This window comes from Paenibacillus sp. strain BS8-2 (genome assembly GCF_054483835.1).
The window spans coordinates 2691083-2716816 of record NZ_CM137010.1; the positions used below are offsets into that span (position 1 = coordinate 2691083).

Sequence of the window (25734 nt, forward strand, 5' to 3'; positions counted from 1 at the left end):
CTTTGTTGGCTGGACGGGAGCAGTCTCTTTTTTCGCATTATTTGCTTGCTTTGTAAGCGTTCAGGAATTCCTTCACCTTGTCAGCATCTGCTTTCAGTTCAAGACCAGTGTTAACAATTGGGCTAAGCGTGGAGATAGCTTTGAACTTATTGCCGCCGTAGTACGTGATGAAGTCGTCTTGATTGATCGAATACAAAACTGCTTTACGCAGATCCGCGCTTTCGGCTACCGGACGATTCTTGGTGTTGAAGAGCAGGTACGATACACCATTGCTCGGCATTGTTTGGAGCTCCAGCTTGGCGTCGCTCTTAACAATGTCGAACTTCGTTTCGGATACGCCGTAGTACATGTGGATCTCGCCGCTGCGAAGCGCAGCAAGGGAACTCTCCGCATCCTTGATGAAGCGCACTTTAATGCTGTCGATTCTCGGAGCATGCTCTGTTCCAGTCATGTAAGCAGGGTTCTTGTAGAAGATCGCTTCGTAATCATTTTTGTACGACAGGATGTAAGGACCGCTTGTGTAGAGCGTATTGTTGTACGAGCCGCCTTCTGTTACGGTGTTTTGGTCGCCGTAAGGGATATCTTTGTTCGGATCAAACTTGGCAACGTCGTACGTGTTGATAGCTTCAACCTGTTTCTTCGATACGATACCTGCGGATTGGTGAGCCAGATAGTTCAGAACCTGCGGGAACGGCTCAGTTGTCGTCAGTTTCACCACTTGGTATTTGCCGGAAGCGTTGTTCGCTTGCGCCTTGTCGGCTACCAGCTCGGTAATTTTGGCATCCAGCCCTTCTTCAAGAGCGGCTTTTACCGTTTGGTCGCTGCCGGAAACCTTAAGACCTTCGAGAGCGGCAATGTCGGTAACTGTTTCTACTGTATTGATATGCTCGTGCAGCGTGTACGTACGGTGATCCGGAACGGAGTTTTTGTCCTTTGCACGGTTCATCGAGAAGATTACATCGTCTGCGCCTACGCGCTCGCCACTATCTACAGCTTTTTTGTCCTTAACAGCGGCGAAGTTGATGTCGTCGCGCAGGATGAAGTAGTACTCGGAGTTGCCTTCGGCGATGACATGATTACGCGACAGGGAGCCAACAGAAGTAACTTTGTCGTCGTCCGTCAGGTTAACCAGACGAACATATTGGTTGGTGTTGATGATATTGATCGAGCCGTCATTGCCCTTGATTGGATCAAGAGATGTCAGTGAAGGCATAATGGATTGCAGCACTAGCGCATCCGTATCACGTTTCGAAGTGTCGTTGAAGTCCAGCTCTTCCCATGGGAGGGAACGGGACTTGGATAAACGGACAGAATCCGGGTTCAGTACTTCTTTGTTCAGCGCCTGGGATTTCAGCGAGCTGTACAGCGGTGCGATGTAGGCATTGTCGAACACAAGCTTTTGCTCGAAATCTTTGTACGTTGCTACGAATTCTTCTGGCGTTTGCGTAGCGGCTTGATCGATCAGCGCGTCGATCTCGGCATCGGACAAGATACTGTAGTCGCCGCCAGTCTTGAATAGCGAGCGCACCGCGTAATCCGGGTTGCCTGTTACTGTCGTCCAGCCCGACAGAGATATGTCGAAGTTTCCTGCGTCTTGCTGAGCTTTGAAGCTGCTGTAGTCGGCCTGAAGGTTTAGCTTAACGTTGAAGCCGTTCTTGGACAGTTGATCTCGAATAATGTTCATATCGGTTTCTTGGGCACTCATGCCAAGCAACTCGATATCTACCGGATTGTTATCGACTACAGTCGTTCCTTCGGTAGGCGATGGCGATTCGGATACATCATTTTTGGTCGTCAATTTGCAGCCGCTTAATACGACAGATAAGCTGAGCAGCATGATGGCGCCGAGTTTTGCTGTGTTCTTCATAATGGTGTTCCCCTCCTAAAGATGATTGTGTATATATGTTAACTCACATTCATTCATCGTCCATTCATGGTTTTGTAACATAGAAGTCGATGGAATATGAATGAGGTTACGATGGGACGCTGCTTAGTCCAGCTTGGGATCGAGAGCATCGCGCAGGCCGTCGCCAAGGAAGTTGAACGACAGTACGAGTGCGATTATGGCAAGACCAGGATAAATAGCAGTGTAGGAATGTGTCTCCAGGTAGGCGCTGCCGAGCTTCAATATATTGCCCCATTCGGGGATATGCGGCTCAACGCCGAGTCCCAGAAAGCTTAAGCTGCTCGTCGAAATAACGGCCGTGCCGATCGTGAGCGACGACTTTACAATCATTGGCGCCAGAGAATTAGGGACGATGTGTTTGAACAGAATGGTAAAGTCGCTGGAGCCGAAAGCGCGTGCGGCTTGTACGTATTCTAGCGTAGATACAAGCATTACGTTGGCTCTCATCGTCCGCGCATAAGTAGGGATCGCGCCGACGCTAAGCGCCAGGATCAAGTTGGTGGTGCTGGCGCCAAAGGCGGCAATGATTGCGATCGCGAGCAGAATGCCGGGAATGGCGTATAGAATATCCAGCGCACGCATAATCAGGTTGTCCGTCTGACGTCCATAATAACCGGAGATTGCGCCGAGCGCTCCTCCGATGATAACCGGAATAAGGGTGGATAACAGGCCTACGATAAGCGAGATTCTTGCTCCGAATACGATTCGAGAGAAGAGATCACGACCGAAATTGTCTGTGCCAAGCGGGTATTCCAAGCTTGGCGACTGGAAGATGGCCGCATAGTTATTATCAATCGCCATACCGTAATCAAATGTCATATAGCTCGTTACGGACAAGGAGAAGAGGAACAGTATAAATAACAGGCCCAGCATCGAAGTCGAGCTTCTGGACAGCCTCTCGACAATATCGCTTACCTTGGAGCCGGATGAATAACCTTTGTCGCGCAGCTTTGCTATCAGCAGCAGGCTGAGAAACAGTGCGAACAGATTGCCTGTCGCAGCAGTCGCAATCAACATAATGGCTACGAACCACATCCACCGGGGGAGTGTGTTGCCGTCTGCGAACTTCGCAATAAGCAGCATAGCAATCAACTGCACGATTGCTGATATCAACAGCAAGAACATGCCGGGCAAGAAGCCGTTCGCAACATAAGGCTTGAACAGATTTAACGCCGATACGGCAAATACGAGTAAAGTCGTGAGCAACATGTAGACAGCTAACGTATAGGCCGCTGACTTGCGGCGTTTGACAAGCTGAAAGGCGGAGGCAACGACGAATACGTTGGCGGTCAGCAGGCTGAGCATCAGTACGTATCCAAGTCGCCTAGTCCCGGAGCCGATCTCACCTTTGTTAATCAGGCTATGGCGAATCGCGAGCCATACGATGAACTGCAGCGCGGCGAATACCAAGTAAGCGATGCTCAGGACTAGCGTAACGGGACGGAAAGCTCCTTCGTCCGGTGCATAGCTATTCACCAAGAATACAAGAGCCAGCGCCAGTGTGATGATCCCGGCGAAGCTCGCTTGCCCGTATTCAGGCGCAGACTTCAGTCTGAAGTTGGTTTCTTGTTTGGTTAAAGTTGTAGTCGTCAAGTTAGCACCTGCTTCTAAATGTAATTCAACATATTGGATCACGATGTTTATTCAAGGCGATGGGTGCGCTACGAATCGACTTCCATTAATATTGTTTCATTTTGGATCGAATCCGCGGGTCGAAGAATGCATACAGCAAGTCAACAATCACATTGATAATCGAAATCGTAATAGCTGTATAGATGACGCCGCCCATAATGGCGGGGATATCCGGGATAAACTGCTTATCGACGATATAGCTGCCGATACCGCTAATGTTGAATACCTTCTCGGTAACGGCAGCTCCGCCTAACATGCCGCCGAATTGCAAGCCGATTACGGTAATGATGGGAATAAGCGCATTACCAACAGCGTGCTTCCACAGTACGCTTCTACGGGCCAGACCTTTGGCGCGGGCTGTAATGATGTAATCCTCATGAATAACTTCCAGTGTTGACGAACGTGTCATCCGGGCAACCGCAGCGGTAAGAGCCGTGCCGAGAACAACAATCGGCATAATGGCCGATAGCCAGTTACTCGGATTGTACGTTGCCGGCAGCCAGGAAAGCTTGATCGAGAAGTTGAGGATAAAGATCAGGCCTTGCCAGAAGTTCGGGATCGACAGCCCCAAGAGGGCGATGAACATAAACGTATAATCGAAAAACGAATTAGGCCGCGTCGCAGAAATAATGCCGATAGGCAATGCGATCAGGACGGCAATCAAGGTCGAGATGACCGTCAATGTAAGTGTGACAGGAAACTTGTTCGCTATCGATGCTGTCACATCTTCGTTTCCTGCGAATGAACGACCCAGGTCGAAGGTAAAGATATCTTTAATCGTGTTCCACAATTGCACCAGATAAGGCTGATCCAGGCCGTACAAATGATTGAAGGCGGCAATCTGCTCGTCCGTCGCTGTTTCACCTAGTATGTTGGCGGCGGGGCTCATTGGTGAGATGTATAAAATCGTAAAAACAAGAAACGACACGCCTAGAATGACGAATAGTGCCATAAAAAGTCGTTCTGCAGTGTATTTGATGTACGCATTGGAGTAGATAGCCATCAAAGCATACATGGGCAATCCAATGATCATTGAAGCGCCGAGGAATAACGGATTGTTAAGAAGGTCCCCGAACGTTTCTGTATAAGTGAGATTGCTTTGAGCGGAATTAGCGGAAGCAGCCGCTTGCATACGTTCTTTGACTAACGCGTCAAAGCGTTTGTCCGTGAGAAGGCCAGCTTCTCTTATGATCTGATCTTCGGTAACCGTCTGACCAAAAAATCGATATTTGCGCTGCACTTGATCTCGTGCTTCCTCGAGCAGTCGATCCTTGGCTCCCGAAGCTACAAGTGTGGCGCGCAGCTCTTGCTCTTGTCTGCGAGCTCCATCTCTTGATTTGCGATATTGATAAATGCAGAACACAATGAGCGTGACCGGTGCCCCGAGTATGAGAAGCAGCAATCGATAGGCGGGGTTCAGAAACATCTTGTGGTAGATAGCGGCAATACGATCAATGAAGCCGTATCCCGTTGCAGCAGCATCGCCAGTCAATCTATTCCACTCCTTTAGCAATTTTAATTTGCATAATTCCGATCGATATAGTAGATTTTATTTTAAGGGTTGTAAAATGTCAACAAACTTATTATTGAATGAAATAATAGCTTGAAATAATATTTTCTTATATTATTGTATTATAGCTATTTGCAAGTAATCAGAAAAGATGCACGAATGCAAAAAATAAAAAAAATAAAAAATAAAGGTGAACTCATGGATACTTTGCTTAAAGTGAACAACTTATCAGTTTCATTTTTTGTTAGAGATAAAGAGGTTGAAGCCGTTCGCGGGGTGAGCTTTGAGCTGCGCAAAGGAGAGACGCTTGGAATCGTCGGCGAATCGGGCAGCGGCAAAAGTGTGACGGCACGCACCATTATGCGATTGCTGCCGTCCCCGCCATCTATTGTTAAGGCCGGAGAGGTATTATTCCAAGGGATGAACCTGGCGGACAAAACCGATTCCGAGATGGAGTCGATTCGCGGCAAGGAGATCGGGATGATCTTCCAGGATCCGATGTCGTCGCTTAATCCGACGATGCGTATTGGCAGACAGATCGAGGAGAGCCTTGTCAAACATCGCAAGATGGACAAAGCAGAGGCTCGCGCAGAGGCGATCTCGATGCTCAAGATGGTCGGCATCCCGAATGCGGAGACCCGGTATGCACAGTATCCGCACGAGTTCTCAGGCGGTATGCGTCAGCGCGTTATGATCGCTATTGCGCTTGCATGCCGACCGTCGTTGCTGATCGCGGATGAACCTACGACAGCGCTCGATGTTACGATTCAAGCGCAAATACTGGATCAGATGAAGCAATTGCAGCGGGAGCTTGGCACATCGATTATTTTGATTACGCATGATCTCGGTGTCGTAGCTGGCATGTGTGATCGGGTCGTCGTGATGAAGGATGGAGAGATCGTTGAGACAGGGACAACGGAGGAGTTGTTTGCAAATCCTAAGCATCCCTATACCATAAAGCTGCTGAACGCTTTGCCGCGCCTTGATGAGAAGAAGAAACCAAAGGTTATCAATACGACGAGGATCGAGAAGGATTCTGTGCCGCTTCTTCAAGTGAAGTCTCTCCAACAGCATTTTAACCTCGGCAAGGGGCAGATTCTAAAGGCAGTCAACAATATTAGCTTCGATATTCATGCGGGAGAAACGCTCGGTGTAGTGGGCGAGTCGGGGAGCGGCAAATCGACGACAGGCCGCACAATTCTACGGTTGAATGAAGCGACTGGCGGCGAGGTGCTGTACCGGGGGATTCCGTTGGGACAGTTGAAACGAGGCGAAATGAAGCGGATGAGAAGACATATGGGGATGATCTTCCAGGACCCGTATGCATCGCTTAATCCGCGGCTGCGTGTGGCGGACATAATTGGCGAAGCGCTTGATGTTCATGGTATGCATGAGGGCAAGGCGGCTCGCCAGAAGCGGATCGAGGAGCTGCTTGATATGGTAGGGCTGAACGCCTCGCATGCGATGCGGTATCCGCATGAGTTCTCGGGCGGCCAGCGCCAGCGGATCGGCATTGCGCGTACGCTTGCCGTTGAGCCGGACTTTATCGTCTGTGACGAGCCGTTATCCGCACTCGATGTCTCTATTCAGGCTCAGATTGTCAAGCTGCTTGAGGAGCTGCAACAGCGACTCGGGTTGACCTACTTGTTTATTGCCCATGACTTGTCGATGGTGAAGCATATCAGCGACCGGGTAGCCGTCATGTATAAGGGGAAAATTGTGGAGCTGGCTGAGAGCGAGGAGCTGTATTCAAATCCGCTGCACGACTACACCAAGACACTGCTAGCTGCTATTCCTGTACCGGATCCAAAGGTTGAATCCAAGAAGAAGCTGATCGTAAGTACCGAAGCGTCCAAAGCGGATCCATACGGATTGGATCGGTCTAGCTTCATCGAAGTATCCAAGGGACATTGGGTTGCGGTAGCTGGAGCTTGAGTTTTTGATTTTGATAACGTAGGCAGTCGGATATAAACATTGCCGTGATATGAAGGTAACATCTCAGAATGACTAACCTCAATCTCTACGATTTCGTGGAGGTTGGGGTTTTTGTTTCGGAGCGATTCCGGCGGTTATGTCGTTCCTGCTGACATAATAATGAAAGAGCCGACGGCAGAGTAACCGTCGGCTAACATAGTAAGTCTCCGTAGATGATATTGTTCGTCTAGAATCTACTACATTTCTCATTAATAGGAATCGGAGGTTAGCCGCCAGCCTTGGAACTAATGGACAGGGCGTCTACAGGCTTAATTGTGACGCCTGTTGTAGCTTCGAAGTCGTACATTGCCTTGGCTGTCTCGGAGAATCGGTCAAGCTCATTGTATGCCGGGATGCCGTGGTAGGACATGTCGAGACCTTCCTCTTCTTCTTCGGCTGATGCGCGAAGACCGACAGTATATTTGCAAATGTATGCGATAGCGATACCGCCGGCGAAGCCCCAAGCGAGAATGGTAAGCGTGCCTAACAGCTGCGTGCCCAGAAGTGCCGCCCCTCCGCCAGTCAGCAAGCCATCTTGTGTGTCGAACAAACCTACTGCAATTGTACCGAATGCGCCATTGAAGCCATGGACTGCAACAGCCCCTACCGGGTCATCAATCTTCAAGCGGTCAATATATAATGTAGCGCCGATTACGATGAGTCCGCCGATAAGGCCAATTAGGATGGCTTGCCATTGATCCACATATGCGCAGCCCGCGGTAATGGCCACGAGACCGGACAATGCGCCGTTCATCACCATACTTGGATCGGTCTTGCCCCACCTGAACATCGTGAAAAGTAATGCGGATGCTCCGCCAGCCGCTGCGGCAAGCATCGTATTAAGGGCGATGCTGGACAAGTTGGCATCACTCGCGCTCAAAGTACTGCCTGCGTTAAAGCCGAACCAGCCGAACCATAACACGAATACGCCAGCGGAAGCGAGGGGGATGTTGGAAGGTGCGAATACATTGACGCTTCCATCCGTGTAACGTCCCTTGCGGGGGCCGAGAATCCAGGCGATTGCAAGTGCAGCGGATCCCCCTAGCAGGTGGATGACTGCGGAGCCTGCAAAGTCCTTCATCCCTAGCTGCGCAAGCCAGCCGTCCGCATTCCACACCCAATGACCGGAGATCGGATAAAGAAACATCGTAAGGAAAGCCGCGATCAAGACGTAAGCTTTAAAGTTCATACGTTCTGCGACAGCGCCAGAAACGATCGAGATACAGGCAATTGCGAAACCTAGCTGGAATAACACATAAGCGGCAGGCGGCAATTCGATGCTCAGCGCGATGTCTTGCGGCGATCCGAACAACGAAGTTCCGATAAACCCGCCGCTGTCGTCCCCGAACATAAATCCGAAGCCGATTGCCCAGAAGGCAAGCGCGCCGATCGTCAAATCGACGAATATTTTCATCGTTACGTTAACGGCGTTTTTGGTTCGTACTAATCCCGCCTCAAGCAAGCTGAAGCCGCCTTCCATGAACAGCACCATAGCGGCCGCGATGACAACCCAAATTGTATTAATATGAATCGGCTCCATATGTTATCCCTCTTCCTTCTGCGGCGCGGGGGGACGGAGCTCGTCGATGGAGTCGTCGACCGTGCCGGTCTTAATGTTGTAAGCTTGTTCGATTGTGGAGATAAAGATCTTGCCGTCTCCGGCTTCTCCGGTTTGCGCAGCAGTGATAACGGCTTGCACCGTGCGTTCCACCATAAAGTCGGAGATGACGATTTCTATTTTCACTTTAGGATGCAAGCTTACTTGATAGTTTCGTCCTCTATAGATACCGTTCTGATCCTTCTGCATGCCCCGCCCAACGACTTGATTGACGGTAAAGGCCGTAACGCCGATGGCGTGCAGCGCTTTGATTGCGTCATGCAGCTTTTGCGGACGAATGATGGCTTCGATTTTTTTCATCTTGACAGTTCCTCCTGTATTTCACTGTGTAAAATGACCAATTCGTTGTATGTTTTCTACAATTCTATGTAATAATATCTCACGCAGAGCAAAATTCGTCAATATCTTACTTGAAGTAATCCTATTCAGACGATATTTGAAGAGAATTAGCAACAATCGCGTTATGTTTTATGCCGTGGTTGTCGTATTTCAATGCCTTCTCCTCTACTTGCGCGTGAAGGATGATATGCGAGATGGTGATTATGGGAATAAATGAATATATGGTAGACTTACATGGTAAATTCAGGTTGGAATACCGATAGATGAGAAGGTGTGCAGATGAAAAAATGGATCCAAGCGGAGCGGATATACCTAACCGTTGCCGGGGTCGTCGCAATCGTGTTGTTATTTGCAGGGCCATTTATTGGTGTCGCGGACAATGGTGATTTTTTGCGTGTGATGGGGACGGCAGGGCTTAATTATTATGATGCTGCAGAAGTTTACGAGGATCGGTTCTTTGGATATGCGCATGCGTTGTTTGCGTATGATGATTTCTTAAGAGGGTTTTATCCTTCCACCCAAATGATATTGGTGGTGATCGCTAGACTGATAGCTGGAATAGTGAATGGAGCAGCGTTTGATATTCGCGTATTAGGTGCGATCTATACGGCATTGCTGCTAGCTGGCGGTTATTTTGTTGTTCGGGCGATGAAGTCTTCCTACCGTATAATAACGGTGTTGTTAGTCCTGCTGATGATAGTTGTATTCACCGATATTGCTTATTTGGCCTATTTCAATTCATTGTTTGGCGAACCGGTTTCATTTGTTTTCTTGTTGCTTACGATGGGTATAGGGTTAACGTTGCTGAAGCGTAGCAAGTTGTCTCCGGTTCTGTTAGTCATTTTTTATGTTTCTGTTTTGTTCCTTACTTGTTCGAAAACGCAGAATGCTCCGATCGGGATAGGTTTTGCTTTGCTTGGTCTCCGATTCGTTGGGCTCGATAAAGAGAGGCGACTTCGGGGGTGGATTATCGGCTTGTCCGCTTTTACAATGTTAGCTTCCGTTACGATGTACGTGGCGGCTCCCAAAGATTTTAAGGACATTAATATTTATCAGACTGTATTTTTTGGTATATTAAATAACTCTCCCGACGTCAAAGGCGATCTTGAAGCGCTGGGATTGCCGCAGCATTTGTCTGTGCTCGCCGGTACTAACTATTTCCAATCGGGGACGGTGATTCCGCAGAATGATCCTTCTTTGAAGGAGGGTTTCTACGACCGGATGTCGCACTTCGATGTGCTTCTCTTCTATATGAGTCATCCTGGCAGACTCTTGGACAAGATGAGTTATGCGGCAGAGAACAGCATGAGCATTCGTCCATATTATCTCGGCAACTTCGAGAAGACTGCGGGGAAGGAAAGAGGGGCACTGACGTTCCAATTCAGCAGCTGGAGTGAGTTTAAGCATAAAATTATGCCGAACGAGCTGTGGTTTATCGTTGCTTTTGCTGCGGCCTATATAACGATTGTTGTAATGGAATGGCGGAAGGCGGCTGCTCGCCAAGGCAAAATTAAAGCCGAGCTGTTTCTGCTGCTGGCATTGACTGGCATCTTCGCTTTTCTGATTCCGATCCTTGGAGACGGGCTGGCTGATATGGGCAAACATTTATTCCTGTTTAACGTCTGCTTCGATATGATGGTGGTGACGGCGATTGTATGGGTGGTTCATCGAGTGTTTAGACTACTATGGAGATGACGAATGAATGGGTTTAGCTAACCCGGAAATGAGAATGCGGTTAATCCAATAACGACTTAAACGTGAATGTGGAGGAAGAGGTAATGGTGGCATCGTTGTCGGAAGCGTATGGAAGTTCAAAGTACCCACTGCTTGGTCATGGAAAACGTGATGTTCGAGTGCTGGTTGAGGCGCTAGAGAACGTTGATCAGGATCAAGCTGCAGATCTGTATGGGACTGGGGCAATCATCGGGGATTATGAGGCGAAGATGGCGGGGCTTCTCGGGATGGAGTCGGCGGTCTTCTTCCCGAGCGGTACGATGGCGCAACAGATCGCATTACGAATATGGGCGGATCAGAGCGGGAGCCGCAAGGTGGCGTACCATCCGTTATGCCACTTGGAAATTCACGAGAAGGACGGACTTAAAGTGCTGCATGGCCTAGAGCCGGTATTGCTCGCTGATGCTACGCGCCCGGTGCGGCTCAAGGATATCGCAGAGCTTAAAGAAGTTGTCGCATGTGTGTTGATTGAGCTGCCTCAGCGGGAAATCGGCGGTCAATTGCCGCCGTACGAAGAGCTGGTAGAGATGTCGCGGATATGCAAGGAACGGGGGATAAAGCTCCATCTGGATGGGGCGCGATTGTTTGAGGTGCTTCCGTATTACGGCAAGACGGCGAACGAAGTATGTGCATTGTTCGATAGTGTATATGTGTCGGTGTATAAGGGGATCGGCGGGATTGCAGGTGCGGTGCTGGCGGGTCGAGCGGAATTCGCAGCGGAATCGAAAGTATGGAAGAGGCGCCATGGCGGTGATTTGATCAGCCTATATCCGTATATTCTGGCTGCTGATTATTATATGGAGCGTCGACTGCCCAAGATGGCACATTATCACCGCGATGCAGTCGAGCTTGCATCGATGTATAACAGCTGCGAGGGAGTGTGGACGATGCCTGTCGTACCGGTATCGAATATGTTCCATGTCTACTTTGATGCACCGAAAGCTAAGGTAGAGGCTGTACTAGCGGAGATTGCGATGGAAAGTGGCGTGGGCATGGCTCGAGTCTTGCAAGACAAGGGGGAGACGAGTTGTTCGTACGAAGTTAGCTTGGGCGACCTGTACAGCGATATTCCGAACGATGCTCTTAATGAAGCATTCAAGCTGCTCGATAATAAGCTACGGCGTTGAGGATGAGATGCAGCAACCCCCGGAGAGGCAGCCTGTTATGCTGGCTGACGCTCCCGGGGGTTTGTTTGCTTTATGAAGCGAATTGTTCTGCTGCGATCTCGCGTTTTCGATACACGGTCTTCGACAACCAGACGCTAATCTCGAATAAGGAGGCGAGCGGGATAAGCATTAGCAATCCGGAGACGAAGTCTGGCGGAGTGATCAGATTGGAAACGATGACGAGAATCAGGTAGGCATAACGGCGCGAACGCCGCAGTCGATCTGGCGTGAGTACGCCGATACGGGTCAGAAACATGACGATGATAGGCAGCTCGAAAGCGGCGGCGATGGGGAGAACGATGTTTAACATAAAGGTGAAATATTGCGAGACGCCGTACGTTTCGGTAAGATGCAGCTTCTCGGATATATTCGTAACGAATGAGAAGCTCATTGGGAGGACAACGAAATAACCGAACGCGATACCTGCCAGGAGGCAGAGAACGCTGTAGGGAATATATCGCAGTGTAGCGGTTCGCTCGTGCGGATAAAGTCCTTTTTTGATAAAACCCCATAATAAGGTTAATGCGACGGGGAGTGTAAGTATGATGGCGACGGACATGGCGATCACCATATAAATGCGCACGCCGTCGAACGGAGAGAACGTGTTCCATTCCATATCTACTGCCGGTGGAGCGCTCTTAATTGCCTCGAATATATGCGGAGCTGCAAAAAGTCCGATACCCGTACTAAATGCGAAAACGATAGCGATCGCAATGATCTGCTTGCGCAATTGGGCTAGGTGCTCGAGGAAACTCATTAGAGTTGGTTGTATCATAGGTTGACAGCTCCTCTCTTAGGTGTTGATAGAACGGGAGCTGGTGGACAACTGCAACTTGCGCAGCTCGAATGTATGGAATCCGTCCCGCAGCTTGCGATCTATCTCTTTGAGACGTTCTACATCGTCGAACGAGAACTTTCTGGCTCCTCCGGATGAGCGGGCCGGGAATATCAATTCGCGATCTTCGTAATAACGAATTTGCCTCTCTGTTAAACCGGTTAACTCTCGGACCATGCCAATACCCATCACTTTTTCACTCATAATTTCGCCTCCTGGTTCAATTGTTGATCGACAAATGAATAGTTGATTTTTGTAACATATTGAGGTTAGAAAATATGACACAATCTTTGTTTAGGAGTGATTTTAGCAAGAGTGGGTACGGGTTGGCAATGGTCTTGGTGAACTATTAGTCAGAAAAATGGTATAAATTAGTATAATAATTCAGGATAATTAGCCTATATTCGTGAATTTTATCAAATTGAGCTATCGTGTCAAAAATTATTTATGTCAGGTATTCTAACAAATATATGGAATCTCTTAATCTTCAAGTGTTATCTTGTCGGTGTGGGTTGTCAAACACAAGAACGCTGAAGAATGGGAGTGAAGAGAAATGGAATCAAGTAAAACGCCGAATGAAATGTCAAGGCGGCAGTTTCTCAGCACGGTAGGGAAGATCGGCGGAGGTGCGGCAGTATTTAGTGTAATGGGGACGCTCGGTCTATTGTCTCCCGAAACGATGAAAGCTGCAGATTATGAGCCCCCGGACAAGAGTGCTCTGAACCTAAGCGGTCGAGGCGGCAAAAAAATTGTCATACTCGGAGCGGGTATCGCGGGCATGACCGCCGCATACGAGTTGGGGCAAGCCGGATTCGATTGTACCATTCTGGAAGCGAGAGCGAGATCAGGCGGACGGATCTGGTCGGTGCGCCGAGGGACGACTGTGACGGAGCTGGGAGCTCAGAAGCAGGTGGCGCGGTTCGCCAATGGATTGTATCTTAATGCGGGCCCAATGCGTATTCCACAATTCCATGTGACGATGGAGTATATACGGAAGTTCGGTATCCCGATCGAACCGTTCAACAATGTTAACGATCATGCTTATTACTATAACGAAAACGTAGGGGAGTTATCCGGCAAGAAGATTCGCAAGCGTGAGGCTAAGGCGGATGTTCGCGGGTATGTCAGCGAGTTGATGGCAAAAGCGGTTAATCAGAATGCGCTGGACAAGCCGCTTACGACAGAAGAGAAGGAGAAGCTGGTTGCTTATTTGCGCTCGGAGGGCGGTCTGGACACAGATTTGTTCTACAAAGGGTCGTCGCGCGGCGGTTACAAGGACGAGCCGGGCGCTCGGCTTGATGCCGGTGTGATTCGGGATCCGTTCAGCATGAAAGCGATCATGAATTCCGGCTTCGGCAACTACTTCAGCAGTGAATATGGGTACGATCAACAGATGATGATGTTCCATCCCGTGGGCGGCATGGATGCGATCCCGCAAGCGTTCGAGAAACGGCTCAAGGGAAAGATTCGTTTCCACTCCGAGGTTATGGAGATCAAACAAGGCGACGCTGGTGTCACGATTTCTTATAAGAATCTAGCAACGGGAGAGGTGCAGAAGGTCGAAGCCGACTATTGTATCTGTACGATACCGCTGTCCGTGCTCAAGAATATTAAGGCGGACTTCTCTCCGGATATGAAGAAGGCGATCGACAGTGTCGGTTACGCTTCTGCGGGCAAAATCGGTTTGCAGTTCAAGCGGCGCTTCTGGGAGGAAGATGAACAAATTTACGGCGGCAACACGTTGACGAACATGGATATCTCCTCTATTTATTACCCGCCGACGGGATATATGGAGAAGAAGGGGCTGCTGCTCGGATATTATGCGTTTGGCGGCAGTGCCGACAAGTTAGGCGCAATGTCATATCAGGCACGCGAAGCACATGCGTTAAGTCAAGGGGCGAAAATTCATCCGCAATATCATAAGGAATTCGAAGCTTCGTTCTCCGTTGATTGGAAGAAGATCAAGTACAACGAGGGTGGATGGGTGTCCTACTCAGGTGACCAACGAAAAACAGTCTATCCAACGCTTTGCAAGCCGGATCGCAGAGTGTATCTGGCCGGGGAACATATCAGTTATATCACGGCTTGGATGGCTGGTGGAATTGAGTCGGCGCGAGCGGTTGTTACGGATATTGCCGAACGCGTCATGAAAGAGTAGTTTGTTGTTCTATTAAATTAATTTAACAAGCATTGACCTTATTTAATATCGTTATCTAATTGGAGGGAACTGTTGATATGGCGATCAAACGTAACGTAAAAGTGCTGCTAAGCACAGCGGTCTTATCCTGCTTCATTGGCGTTTCTGTATATGCAGCGACGGCGACGCCGAATAAATTGCCTCTGACACCGATCTATGAGCCGGAGTTCTATGGAAGTCCGAACTCGTCCATCGCTAGCGCGGTCGCGCTTCCGGCAAGCTCGGCCACGTTCTCCACGAGCGGCACCGTGCCTCCATTGCTCAACAAGGAAGGCAAGACCGTCTACGAGCGGTATGGCAATACGGAGAAACAAGCGGAAGGTATTATGAAGAATATCGAGAAACAATTGATTGAACAAGGCTTGTCCTTGAAGGATGTGGTTTATCTGCGCGTCTACGTGACACCGGATGCGGCACAGCAAGGGAAATTTGACTACACAGGCTGGTTCAATGCTTACGGGAAGTTCTTTAATACCAAAGAAAATCCGACAAAGCCGGCACGCTCCACCGTTGGCGTTGCAAGTCTCGTCAGCTCCGACTGGCTCATCGAGATCGAAGCGGTTGCTGCGTATCCGACGCCTCATAACCAGGATTAATAAGGAAGGCCGGTTGGCGCTTCGTATACTTGATAACCAATAGAGATCAGGAAGGGGCAATGTTCATATGTTGCAAAATATTGGGCTCCCAGGTTTGTTAATGATATTGGTCGTCGTACTAATTATATTCGGTCCGTCGAAGCTGCCGGAGCTTGGTCGCGCGGTCGGAAGGACGCTGCATGAGTTCAAGACGTCTGCAAAGGAGCTTGTCTCCGAAACGAAGGACGATGTTATCGAATCGCCTAAGGAGGCGGCTAGCAAAGGGTAATATATAGCGGCTGCGCAGGAGTGCAGTTTCTTGTGTTGTTGAAGCTGGTGGTCGGGTTGGCCGCGTAACGCTGCTGGGTGCTATCTAGTGGTGTTACGCGGCCTTTTTGTTGTTTAATATGGACAGAGTGGCTTCGCATCATTGATTTATGTTCTAAGAGGCAAGCTCTAATGCAAGCTTGCGTTTTCGATAAACGGATTTGGACAACCAGACGCTGATCTCGAACAACAAGGAGAGCGGGATGAGCATCATCAAACCAGAGACGAAATCTGGCGGCGTCAGCAGGTTGGAGACAATGACGAGTAACAGGTAGGCGTAACGACGCGAGCGTCGCAGGCGATCTGGTGTTAGTAAGCCGATGCGAGTGAGGAACATCACGATGATAGGCAGTTCGAAGGCAAGGGCGATGGGGAGGACGATGTTCATCATAAACGTAAAATATTGCGTGACGCCGAAGGTTTCGGTAAGATGCAGCTTCTCGGATACATTCGTTACGAATGAGAAACTCATCGGGAGGACGACAAAGTAACCAAATGCGATTCCGGCGAGAAGACAAAGTACGCTGTAAGGGATATATCGTAGAGTGGCGGTCCGCTCGTGGTCGTAAAGACCTTGTTTGATGAAATTCCAGATCAAGGTTAATGCAACAGGCAAGGTGAGTACGATCGCGAAGGACATTGCAATGACCATATAGATGCGCACGCCGTCAAACGGAGAGAAGGTGTTCCATTCCATGTCTGCCGCTGGCGGAGCGTTCTTGATGGCGTCGAAGATAAGCGGTGCGATAAACATGCCGATCCCTGTACATACCGCGAACACAACAACGATCGTAATGATTTGTTTGCGCAGCTGGGCCAGATGTTCGAGAAAACTCATCAGGTTTGGTTGTTTCATAGAATAGCGTGCTCCTCTCTACGAATGGACAGGACGGGAGATGGAGGATAGCTGAGCCTTGCGCAGCTCATAGGTATGGAAGCCGTCACGCAGCTTACGATCTATCTCTTTGAGCCGCTCTACATCGTCGAATGAAAACTTCCTTGCGCCTCCGGTCGTGCGTGCGGGGAATACTAATTGACGATCCTCGTAATAACGGATCTGTCTCTCCGATAGTCCAGTTAACTCTCTGACAATGCCGATACTAATCACTTTCTCGCTCATATTCTCTCCTCCTGGCTGGTTCGTTGATCGACAAATAGGTTAAGATTGCGACAAAACAACGTCAAAAAGAAACGTGACGCCGATATGAATGACCGAATTAACTTATTAATTCTTGGATTTTCAAAAAAATGGACATACAAAAACAAAAGTAGAGCTTTTCATTTGATTCTAATTAGATTGAATAAGGGCAAGTAGAAGGCGATCAGCGAGAGCTGGCATGCCAGTCTATTGCAAAGGAATACTGCGTTGTTACGGAGGAAAACGGTAAAGATGAAGAAACAGAGGATATTGATGTCTTGCTGGTGGTTTGGAATTGATTTTAGCAAGAGTTGGAATTGAATATCAATAGTCCAATTGAACTATTATTTGGATGAATAGAATAATATTATGCCAAAAAGATGGCTAGTCTGTATTTGTGAAATTTATCAGTCTGAGCTGTTATGCCAAAAAATATTTATGTCAGAACTTCTTACAAAAAAATAGAAATACGCAATCCTTGGATGTTATCTTGTCGGTATGAGTGATCAATCACAAGGAGAGGGGTAATGTTCACATGTTGCAAAATTTAGGTCTCCCAGGTTTGTTGATGATATTGATCGTTGTTCTTATTATATTTGGTCCATCCAAGCTGCCGGAGCTTGGTCGAGCAGTTGGCAGGACGCTGCATGAATTCAAATCGTCTGCGAAGGAACTGGTTTCCGATTCGAAGGACGAGGCTGTCGAAGCTCCCAAAGAAGCGGCCAGCAAAGGATAATTGAACGGAAATAGGTTGTAATTGTGAGCCGGTTGGCTGCCAACATTACTGAATGTGATTCGGTAATGTTGTGCGGCCTTTTTGGCGTTATATGATTTGACTTCAGCAATTCTGGGCATATTAGCTGCAGCTTATTTGAGTCGTTAGAGTCGCGTTTGAATTTCATGTAGCGGAACAGATATAATAGGAAGGTACATATTTTACTACTAAAATAATGATAGATATTGAGTGCCGTTCTCCATTCGAACGGGTCATTATCGTGTCTGGAGGATGATGAAGGAAGATGCTTCGATTGTTCCGGTTTCTGCAGCCTTATCGGGCTGCAATCGCGCTGGTTATGACGCTGATTCTGCTTCAATCGTTGTCGGAGTTGTACTTGCCGACCTTGATGGCGGACATCGTGAACAAAGGCGTCATCGAAGGTGATAAGCCTTACATTTGGCGAATGGGCGGGTATATGCTGTTGTTCACAGTGCTCGGTACGGCAGTGTCCATTCTGGCGAGCTTCTACGCTTCTAAGATTGCGACCGGTTTCGGTCGGATTGTTAGAGGGAAGGTGTTTCAGCATGCCGAACATTTTTCGCTGCAAGAATTCGATCGAATAGGTACCGCCTCGCTGATTACACGCACTACAAATGATATTAATCAGGTGCAGCAAGTGTTAATGATGATGCTTCGTATGATGGTCATGGCGCCGATGATGTGTATCGGCGGTATTATTATGGCGCTCTACAAGGATGCTGAGCTTACACTGGTACTACTGGTGGCGCTGCCTGTACTAGCTGGTGCGATCTGGCTCATAACGGCGAAGGGCATGCCCTATTTCAAAGCGATTCAGAAGAAGCTTGATCGCCTTAATCTCGTGCTTCGAGAAGGGTTGACGGGAATTCGCGTTATCCGATCCTTCAACCGCACTAATCATGAGAACAAAAGATTTGTAGATGCGAATCGTGATTTGATGGATACTTCCGTAAAGGTCAATCAAATCATGGCGGTCATGATGCCAGTGATGATGTTGATTATGAATCTATCTACGATAGCTATTGTATGGTTCGGCGGATTGCGTATTGAGAGCGGCGCGATGGGGGTCGGTGATCTGATGGCGTTTATCCAATATGCGATGCAAATCATGTTCTCGCTGCTCATGTTCTCGATGATGTTCGTGATGGTGCCGCGTGCGTCGGCGTCTGCGGTGCGTATCAATGAAGTGCTGGAGCTGCAGCCGTCCGTGACAGATCTAGCTTCAAGCGAGACTTCGAATCTCGAAGCCGCAAAAGGGATCGTCGAATTTGATAATGTCAGCTTTAGATATCCAGGTGCGGAGATTCCTGCACTGTCGGGCATCTCCTTCCGGGCGGAACCGGGTGAGGTGACGGCGATTATCGGCGGCACGGGCTCCGGCAAGTCTACGCTGATTCATATGATTCCGCGTTTCTTCGATGCGGCAAGCGGTTCGGTGCGAATCGACGGCAAGGATGTCCGGGAGTGGCAGCAGGAAACGCTGCGTGGGCAAATCGCGCTTGTGCCGCAGAAAGCGGTGTTGTTCTCGGGAACTGTTGCCGAAAACATTCGTTACGGCAAGGATGATGCCACGATGGATGAAGTGCGCCATGCGGCAGCGACGGCCCAAGCACTCGACTTTATCACGGAGATGCCGGAGGGCTTTGACTCCGTCCTGGCTCAAGGCGGAACCAACGTATCTGGCGGTCAGAAGCAGCGATTGTCGATTGCGCGTGCTCTTGTGCGCAAGCCCAAAGTATATTTGTTCGACGACAGCTTCTCGGCGCTTGATTACAAGACGGATGCGATGCTTCGCCGCGCGCTTCGAACGGAGACAACAGATGCGGCGGTTATTATCGTTGCCCAGCGGGTGAGTACCGTTATGGACGCGGATCGAATTATCGTGCTCGATGAAGGACGTATTTCGGGGATCGGAACGCATCAAGAATTGATGAAATCCAGTCATGTATATCGCGAGATCGTTTCCTCGCAGCTGTCGGAGGAGGAGAGCGCATGAGCAATGAAAGAAAAGGCGGTGCAGGCGCTCGCAGTGGAGGTCCTCCCCCAGGGCGTCCGATGGGCTTTGGTCCCGGACCGGGGATGATGGGCGCCCCGGGCCAGAAGGCGCGGGACTTTAAAGGTTCGTTGAAACGTCTGTCGGGTTATCTGAAGCCGTTCAGGTGGACATTAATCGCTGTGCTGGCAGCCGCGATTCTTAGCACCGTATTCTCGATTCTCAGTCCTAAGATATTAGGTGGAGCGACGGATAAGTTGTTTACGGGGATCGTGACGAAGTCGCCGATCGATTTTGACGGGATCATTCAAATTCTCGGTCTTCTAGCTGCACTATATGTGATCAGCGCGCTGTTCGCTTTCGTCCAGCAATATATGATGGCCGGAGTTGCTCAGAAGGTCGTATTCCGCCTGCGGAACGAAGTGAATGACAAGCTCGGCAGGCTGCCGCTCAAATTTTATGATTCGCGCTCGAACGGTGATATTCTGAGTCGAGTCGTCAATGACGTAGATAATATCAGCAACACGCTGCAACAAAGCTTGACGCAGCTTATCACGTCCATCGTGACGCTTGTCGGCGTCATCATCATGATGCTGACGATCAGTCCGCTGCTCACATTGATTCTGATTCTGACGCTGCCGCTCAGTTTCGTGGCGATCGGAATGATTGCAAAGCGTTCCCAGGTCCATTTCAAGAATCAACAAGCCCAGCTTGGAGCCCTTAATGGTCACGTTGAAGAGATGTATACGGGACATACGATCGTAAAGGCGTTCGGTCGTGAGAAGGAATCGATTCGTCAGTTCGAAGAGATGAATGACAAGCTGTATGACTCCAGCTGGAGGGCGCAATTTATTTCTGGCATAATCATGCCGGTTATGAACTTGATCGGAAACATTGGTTATGTGTGTATCTGCGTTGTGGGTGGTATTCTTGTGACGCAGCGGAGTATAACGGTTGGCGACATTCAGGCCTTTATCCAATACGCGCGCCAATTCACGATGCCAATTACACAAACGGCGAATATCGCTAACATTATTCAGTCGACGCTCGCATCAGCAGAACGTGTATTCGAACTGCTTGACGAGAGTGAAGAATCGCCGGATGCTGCAGGCCGCGCAGCGGTTGAGAGACCTCGCGGAGATGTAGAATTCCGCGGTGTAAACTTCGGATATAATCCGGAGAAGCCGCTTATCGAGAATATGAACATTGCTGTCAGGAGCGGACAGACCGTTGCGATCGTCGGGCCGACGGGAGCAGGTAAGACGACGCTCGTTAATTTGTTGATGAGGTTCTACGAGGTTGGTGACGGCACGATCCAGATTGATGGAAAGGATATCCGAGAGCTGCAGCGCGGTCAACTTCGAAGCATGTTTGGTATGGTGCTGCAGGATACATGGCTATTCAATGGCACAATCCGGGATAATATCGCGTATGGCCGTCTTGGTGCGACGGAGGCGGAAGTCATCGAAGCTGCCCAAGCGGCACATGCCGATCATTTTATCCGGACATTGCCAGACGGATACGACACGGTGCTGAATGAAGAAGCGTCGAATATATCTCAGGGACAGAAGCAGCTGCTGACCATTGCGCGGGCAATTCTGGCGAATCCGGCCATTCTTATTCTGGACGAAGCGACGAGCAGCGTCGATACACGTACGGAGATTCAGATTCAGCAGGCGATGAATCATCTGATGTCCGGTCGAACGAGCTTTGTTATCGCCCATCGTCTATCGACGATCCGGGATGCGGATCTCATCCTGGTGATGAAGGATGGATCTGTTATCGAACAGGGCACACATGAGGAGCTGTTGTCGCAAGGCGGCTTCTACGCCGATCTGTACAATAGCCAGTTTGCTTCGACGCCGACTATTCCTTCTGTGAGCTGAAAGTAAAGGTAAGCAACTCGTTATTAGCAACGTTTAACGAGCGAATCAATTTCCAAACGAGCTAAACCTCTAGTCTCTAACCTCTAATGCGATCGCATTAGAGGTTTTTTTTTGAATTCTAAGCGTACTATGTCAACTACTTTTTACGGACTTTAGAGCACCCCAAACACACCTAACCTGTAGAATTTTAAAAATAGGGTTACCAACTGACGAAAAGCGGTGGACGAAAGCGGTATGTCTCGAATCTGAAGAAATAGCCTCGTTTCAATCCTGTATGCAATCTGGCTGAGTGCAGATAGCTGTTCTAACGTACAATTCGCATTGACAGGACGAGGTGGATAACGCTTTAGTACGAGGTCTGGGCCTCCAGAATTTGATCCGATCTTCCCTCGGTCCCAGACATACCGACTTCATCATTTTTCTTTGTATCTAGGCAGCGCTTGATGTGATCATGCAATTAAAGGCGAGCTTTTTGTTGATTTCCTGCACGAGCCGATAAGCTGGCTTGGAGGAATGGAACGGCTGCTTATCGCGTAACATGGCAAAAGCGATCTTAAGCATCTTGTTGCCCATTGCTACAAAGGTTGCGCGTTCGTGCTTGCCTCGGCTTCTGAGACGTTCGTAAAACGGCTTCAGGTCCTCATTATGCAAGCAGAGGCTCCGCCCAGCTAGATAAGTGACATAGCGTAAGTGAGTATTGCCCTGCTTGGAGATTTTGCGATAAGAGCCCGCGCCGCCGCCTGACTGCTTGACGATCGGATTGGTACCGGCCTTCTTGATGAGTTGCCCGGCATGCTGATAATCCAAGACATTACCGATCTCCGCGTAGAGCTCTGCCGCCAAGGATACGCCGAGTCCAGGAACCGTAAGGAGTAAGCTACCGTCGGTCTGAAGCAACAGGTTTTCAATCTCATTGTCCAGCGTATTGATTTTGGCATCGAAGGCGCGGAGGTCCTGTAGCTTCATACGTAGCACCATGAGCTCGGGACGGAGCGTCTGCACGTCTGAGGCAAGTGATTCCTTTGCCACATGAAGCAGCTTGCCGATTGCGTTCGTACGCAACTTCAAGTTGTGCTGAACGGAAAGCTTCCGTAGCCCCATCTCACCAAGTTGCAAAACGAGAGCGGGGTGCGGGTAGTACTCCATGAAGTAGAGAGATGCTTTCCCCCACAAGTCGCTAAACACTTTTATTTTCTTAGCTCTTCCATTCTGGTGTTCGGCGTAACCTTGATACTCTCGCCAGACGATATCCAGGATGTTTCGGATCTCCATACGAAGGCTAGAACGCTTGCGAATTTCTGAGCGCTTTGCACGAGTTAGGACGCGCAACTGTCTTTGCAGGCCTTCCGTTAAACGATACTCCGTCGCTTTATTGTTACGAATGGCGTGAGCAATGGCGACGAGGTCGAGGTCATCGGTTTTGCACCAACTAAGAGCGCTGGCACGCTCTTCAGAGGTCGTGTAGGCGTTGAGAATTTGAACGTGGTACCCATGCATGGTCATCTGTCTGACAATGTCCTCGTAGTAGTGGCCGGTTGCTTCAATGCCAAGAAACAAGCGTACGGCTTCCGTGTCTCGAATGGCTCTTTCAATCGTGTCGTATAGGAGTTTCATTCCGGATTGACTGACGGAAAAAAAGAAGGGTTTCTCAATCACGTCGCCGAAATAATTGCATATGAGTGCTTTTTGGTGGAGCTTTGCCGCATCGATCGCTACGATGAGTACTTGCTCCAGGTTAACACCTCGCAGTTGTTGACTGAACTTTGTTCCCTTTAAGCCTTGAATATGTTGGGATTTCCCCATGTGACTTCAACCTCCTGTGGTGGGTGGTTAGATTGAAGCTCTTCGTCAGGTGCTTCTTTCTTCGATAGTCGCTGGGGATTTTCCTTTATAAAAGGAGTATATTACACGCCAGAATTTATAAGTTTTTGCATCTTATCTGAGCTTAGAATTCTCGGAATGAAACGCGCTGCGCCGCCAAAGACGGCGATAGCCGTTTCACCTTGAATTCTAAGAATTTATAAGTTTTTGCATCTTATCTGAGCTTAGAATTCTCGGAATGAAACGCGCTGCGCCGCCAAAGATGGCGATAGCCGTTTCACCTTGAATTCTAAGAATTTATAAGTTTTTGCATCTTATCTGAGCTTAGAATTCTCGGAATGAAACGCGCTGCGCCGCCAAAGACGGCGATAGCCGTTTCACCTTGTCTCGTCTAATAACGGAGAAGGAGGAAGTGGGGTTGTATGTCATGTAAATACGGCGTAATGATGTGAGATTATTGTTATATATTCGTCAGTTATTCGAGGGCTGCAACAGCCTGGTTTTGGGAGGTGTTTGTAGATCGTGACCAAGATAACGGATGATCTTTGGCTACTATATCCATTGTTCAATATGAGGTTGGATGATAACATGTCACTTAAATTGACATGGGCTTTTGATAAGAGATCAAGGGTTCATGGAGGGGGCGGCGGTGTGAGAAACACAGGCGGTGCGGAGATCGTGACCTTTGACCAAGTTGGCAAAACATATAGCACAGGAACGGTGGCATTAACAAATGTCAACTTATCGATTCGTGAAGGGGAGTTTGTCAGCTTCTTGGGACCATCAGGCTGCGGGAAGTCGACAGCGCTTAGGATGGTGGCGGGGCTGGAGGAAGCGACTTCGGGCAACGTGCTTGCGGCGGGCAAGTCTCCCAAACAATTGATTAGAGAATCGGGCGACATTGCATTTGTATTCCAGGATGCGAATCTGCTGCCGTGGCGGACCATTATGGATAATGTTGTGCTGCCCCTTGAACTGAGAGGGGGCAGTCGGAGGTCGCACAAGGAAGAGGCGGCGCGTGTACTGGAGATGGTTGGGCTCAAGGATTACCATAAGGCGTACCCCCGGCAATTGTCCGGCGGGATGAAGATGAGGGTGTCGATTGCAAGGGCGCTTGCAGCCAAGCCGAAGCTGCTTCTGATGGATGAACCGTTTGCCGCGCTGGACGAAATTACGCGCCAATCACTGCAGCTTGAGCTGCTCGACATTTGGGAGCGGGAGAAGATGACTGTTTTGTTTGTAACACATAATGTGTTCGAAGCTGTATTCCTTTCTTCCAAGATTGCAATCATGTCGGCTCGCCCGGGCAGATTGTCCGCGATGATCGACGTAGAGCTGCCTTATCCCCGAGAGCTCGGAATGCGGACAGAGCAAGCTTTCGGTCAGTATGTGAACCAGGCTTCTATGTACCTCGAACATGGAACGCTGCATAAGGAGTTGGGCTAAATGTCAGTGACTACAGTGGAAACGATGCCGGCAGGAACGCAAGGGGTCGAAACGATAAGCAAACCGAAGAAGCAGGGCAATTTGTTTTTGAGTCATTATTTGGGCCCAATCATCGCGTTTGTAGTTGTTATGGCGCTGTGGCAATTTATTCCTCAATGGATGGGCATGAAACCGTTTATCTTCCCCAAGCCGACAGATGTACTTAAAGCGTCCATTGAAGATTGGGCGATCTTGTGGCAAGCGGTTCGTATTACCGTCGTCGAATCTGTGATTGGTTTTCTTCTAAGTGCCGTTATCGGAATAGGGGTCTCTATTCTGCTTGCCAGCTCCGTCATTCTTGAGAGAAGTATATATCCTTATGCAATTATTCTCCAGACCATACCGGTTGTAGCTGTGGCGCCGATCGTCGTGATCTGGTTCGGAGCAGGTTACAATTCCATCGTTGTGATTGCTTTTCTGATCGGTTTCTTCCCGGTTATATCCAACACGCTGATGGGTCTCAATTCCGTTGACAAAAACATGGATGAACTGTTCACGCTGTACAATGCTTCGAAGTGGCAGAAAATGGCGAAGCTCAGAATTCCGGCGGCGATGCCCTACATCATGGCGGGATTGAAGATATCGTGTACGTTATCGATTGTTGGCGTCATAGTCGGAGAGTACGTGGCGGGTATTGGCGGAGGCAAAGGCGGGCTGGGTTACGCCATTACGATCGCGGCGGTGCAGATGAAAACGCCATTCTTGTTCGCATGCGGGATTGCCGCCGCCATTCTTGGTATTAGTTTTTATCTCATCGTAAGCTTAATCTCGAATCGTATTCTGGGTTCTTGGCATGAGTCGGCGATGAAATCCAAATAAATAGAAAAGTGGAGGAGAAACG

The 25734-nt window shown here is 49.2% G+C and carries 21 protein-coding genes; 11 read left to right on the plus strand and 10 right to left on the minus strand.

What is annotated here, in order from left to right; genetic code table 11:
• Positions 1 to 37: 37 nt before the first annotated feature.
• The 3 genes from ACX1C1_RS11665 to ACX1C1_RS11675 form a co-directional block, all read right to left on the minus strand.
• Positions 38 to 1867, minus strand: a complete 1830-nt coding sequence (locus tag ACX1C1_RS11665) for an ABC transporter substrate-binding protein (RefSeq protein ID WP_458957242.1) — start codon at positions 1865 to 1867, stop codon at positions 38 to 40.
• A 123-nt stretch (positions 1868 to 1990) separates the two neighbouring features.
• Complete coding sequence (locus ACX1C1_RS11670; RefSeq protein WP_458957243.1) at positions 1991 to 3499, minus strand: ABC transporter permease; 1509 nt, start codon at positions 3497 to 3499, stop codon at positions 1991 to 1993.
• Between the two features lie 85 nt (positions 3500 to 3584).
• Complete coding sequence (locus ACX1C1_RS11675; protein WP_458957244.1) at positions 3585 to 5030, minus strand: ABC transporter permease; 1446 nt, start codon at positions 5028 to 5030, stop codon at positions 3585 to 3587.
• 216 nt (positions 5031 to 5246) lie between these two features.
• Here ACX1C1_RS11675 and ACX1C1_RS11680 point away from each other — a divergent pair, with 216 nt between their 5' ends.
• Positions 5247 to 6983 (plus strand): ABC transporter ATP-binding protein, encoded by a 1737-nt coding sequence (locus tag ACX1C1_RS11680; protein ID WP_458957245.1) that lies wholly within the window; start codon positions 5247 to 5249, stop codon positions 6981 to 6983.
• Between the two features lie 265 nt (positions 6984 to 7248).
• Here ACX1C1_RS11680 and ACX1C1_RS11685 read toward each other — a convergent pair whose 3' ends face one another.
• On the minus strand, positions 7249 to 8562 hold the full coding sequence (locus tag ACX1C1_RS11685) for an ammonium transporter (protein ID WP_458957246.1): 1314 nt from the start codon (positions 8560 to 8562) through the stop codon (positions 7249 to 7251).
• Between the two features lie 3 nt (positions 8563 to 8565).
• On the minus strand, positions 8566 to 8940 hold the full coding sequence (locus ACX1C1_RS11690; RefSeq protein ID WP_458957247.1) for a P-II family nitrogen regulator: 375 nt from the start codon (positions 8938 to 8940) through the stop codon (positions 8566 to 8568).
• A gap of 318 nt (positions 8941 to 9258) precedes the next feature.
• Here ACX1C1_RS11690 and wsfD point away from each other — a divergent pair, with 318 nt between their 5' ends.
• The gene (gene wsfD, locus ACX1C1_RS11695) at positions 9259 to 10674 is read left to right on the plus strand and encodes a glycan biosynthesis hexose transferase WsfD (protein WP_458957248.1); all 1416 of its coding nucleotides are present in this window, start codon (positions 9259 to 9261) and stop codon (positions 10672 to 10674) included.
• Between the two features lie 83 nt (positions 10675 to 10757).
• Positions 10758 to 11840 (plus strand): threonine aldolase family protein, encoded by a 1083-nt coding sequence (locus ACX1C1_RS11700; protein WP_458957249.1) that lies wholly within the window; start codon positions 10758 to 10760, stop codon positions 11838 to 11840.
• Positions 11841 to 11910: 70 nt separating this feature from the next.
• Here ACX1C1_RS11700 and tatC (ACX1C1_RS11705) read toward each other — a convergent pair whose 3' ends face one another.
• Positions 11911 to 12654: a twin-arginine translocase subunit TatC gene (tatC, locus tag ACX1C1_RS11705; protein WP_458957250.1), complete on the minus strand. Its 744-nt coding sequence runs from the start codon at positions 12652 to 12654 to the stop codon at positions 11911 to 11913.
• An 18-nt stretch (positions 12655 to 12672) separates the two neighbouring features.
• The gene (locus ACX1C1_RS11710) at positions 12673 to 12918 is read right to left on the minus strand and encodes a MerR family transcriptional regulator (RefSeq protein WP_458957251.1); all 246 of its coding nucleotides are present in this window, start codon (positions 12916 to 12918) and stop codon (positions 12673 to 12675) included.
• A 349-nt stretch (positions 12919 to 13267) separates the two neighbouring features.
• Here ACX1C1_RS11710 and ACX1C1_RS11715 point away from each other — a divergent pair, with 349 nt between their 5' ends.
• The 3 genes from ACX1C1_RS11715 to ACX1C1_RS11725 all read left to right on the plus strand — a co-directional run bounded on the left by ACX1C1_RS11715 (position 13268) and on the right by ACX1C1_RS11725 (position 15775).
• A complete protein-coding gene (locus ACX1C1_RS11715; RefSeq protein ID WP_458957252.1) occupies positions 13268 to 14872 on the plus strand; it encodes a flavin monoamine oxidase family protein in 1605 nt (534 codons plus the stop codon).
• 77 nt (positions 14873 to 14949) lie between these two features.
• On the plus strand, positions 14950 to 15507 hold the full coding sequence (locus ACX1C1_RS11720) for a RidA family protein (protein WP_458957253.1): 558 nt from the start codon (positions 14950 to 14952) through the stop codon (positions 15505 to 15507).
• A 67-nt stretch (positions 15508 to 15574) separates the two neighbouring features.
• The gene (locus ACX1C1_RS11725) at positions 15575 to 15775 is read left to right on the plus strand and encodes a twin-arginine translocase TatA/TatE family subunit (RefSeq protein ID WP_458957254.1); all 201 of its coding nucleotides are present in this window, start codon (positions 15575 to 15577) and stop codon (positions 15773 to 15775) included.
• Positions 15776 to 15928: 153 nt separating this feature from the next.
• Here the strand turns inward: ACX1C1_RS11725 and tatC (ACX1C1_RS11730) are convergent, their stop codons facing one another.
• Together tatC (ACX1C1_RS11730) and ACX1C1_RS11735 are read right to left on the minus strand one after the other, a co-directional pair.
• Positions 15929 to 16669, minus strand: coding sequence for a twin-arginine translocase subunit TatC (gene tatC / locus ACX1C1_RS11730; protein ID WP_458957255.1), 741 nt, complete (start codon positions 16667 to 16669; stop codon positions 15929 to 15931).
• 18 nt (positions 16670 to 16687) lie between these two features.
• A complete protein-coding gene (locus ACX1C1_RS11735; RefSeq protein WP_458957256.1) occupies positions 16688 to 16933 on the minus strand; it encodes a MerR family transcriptional regulator in 246 nt (81 codons plus the stop codon).
• Positions 16934 to 17486: 553 nt separating this feature from the next.
• Here ACX1C1_RS11735 and ACX1C1_RS11740 point away from each other — a divergent pair.
• From ACX1C1_RS11740 to ACX1C1_RS11750, 3 genes are all read left to right on the plus strand, one after another.
• On the plus strand, positions 17487 to 17687 hold the full coding sequence (locus ACX1C1_RS11740) for a twin-arginine translocase TatA/TatE family subunit (RefSeq protein ID WP_458957257.1): 201 nt from the start codon (positions 17487 to 17489) through the stop codon (positions 17685 to 17687).
• A 283-nt stretch (positions 17688 to 17970) separates the two neighbouring features.
• Complete coding sequence (locus ACX1C1_RS11745; RefSeq protein WP_458957258.1) at positions 17971 to 19704, plus strand: ABC transporter ATP-binding protein; 1734 nt, start codon at positions 17971 to 17973, stop codon at positions 19702 to 19704.
• Positions 19701 to 21587, plus strand: coding sequence for an ABC transporter ATP-binding protein (locus ACX1C1_RS11750; protein WP_458957259.1), 1887 nt, complete (start codon positions 19701 to 19703; stop codon positions 21585 to 21587). Before ACX1C1_RS11745 ends, ACX1C1_RS11750 begins: the two co-directional genes overlap by 4 nt.
• A 429-nt stretch (positions 21588 to 22016) precedes the next feature.
• On the opposite strand, the gene ACX1C1_RS11755 is transcribed toward ACX1C1_RS11750, so the two are convergent.
• Positions 22017 to 23390 carry an IS110 family RNA-guided transposase gene (locus ACX1C1_RS11755; RefSeq protein WP_458952756.1) on the minus strand — a complete coding sequence of 458 codons (1374 nt, stop codon included), beginning with the start codon at positions 23388 to 23390 and terminating at the stop codon, positions 22017 to 22019.
• 669 nt (positions 23391 to 24059) lie between these two features.
• On the opposite strand from ACX1C1_RS11755, the gene ACX1C1_RS11760 reads away from it, so the two are divergent.
• Both ACX1C1_RS11760 and ACX1C1_RS11765 read left to right on the plus strand, forming a co-directional pair.
• Positions 24060 to 24854 carry an ABC transporter ATP-binding protein gene (locus ACX1C1_RS11760; protein WP_458957260.1) on the plus strand — a complete coding sequence of 265 codons (795 nt, stop codon included), beginning with the start codon at positions 24060 to 24062 and terminating at the stop codon, positions 24852 to 24854.
• The gene (locus ACX1C1_RS11765) at positions 24855 to 25712 is read left to right on the plus strand and encodes an ABC transporter permease (protein WP_458957261.1); all 858 of its coding nucleotides are present in this window, start codon (positions 24855 to 24857) and stop codon (positions 25710 to 25712) included.
• Positions 25713 to 25734 lie beyond the last annotated feature (22 nt).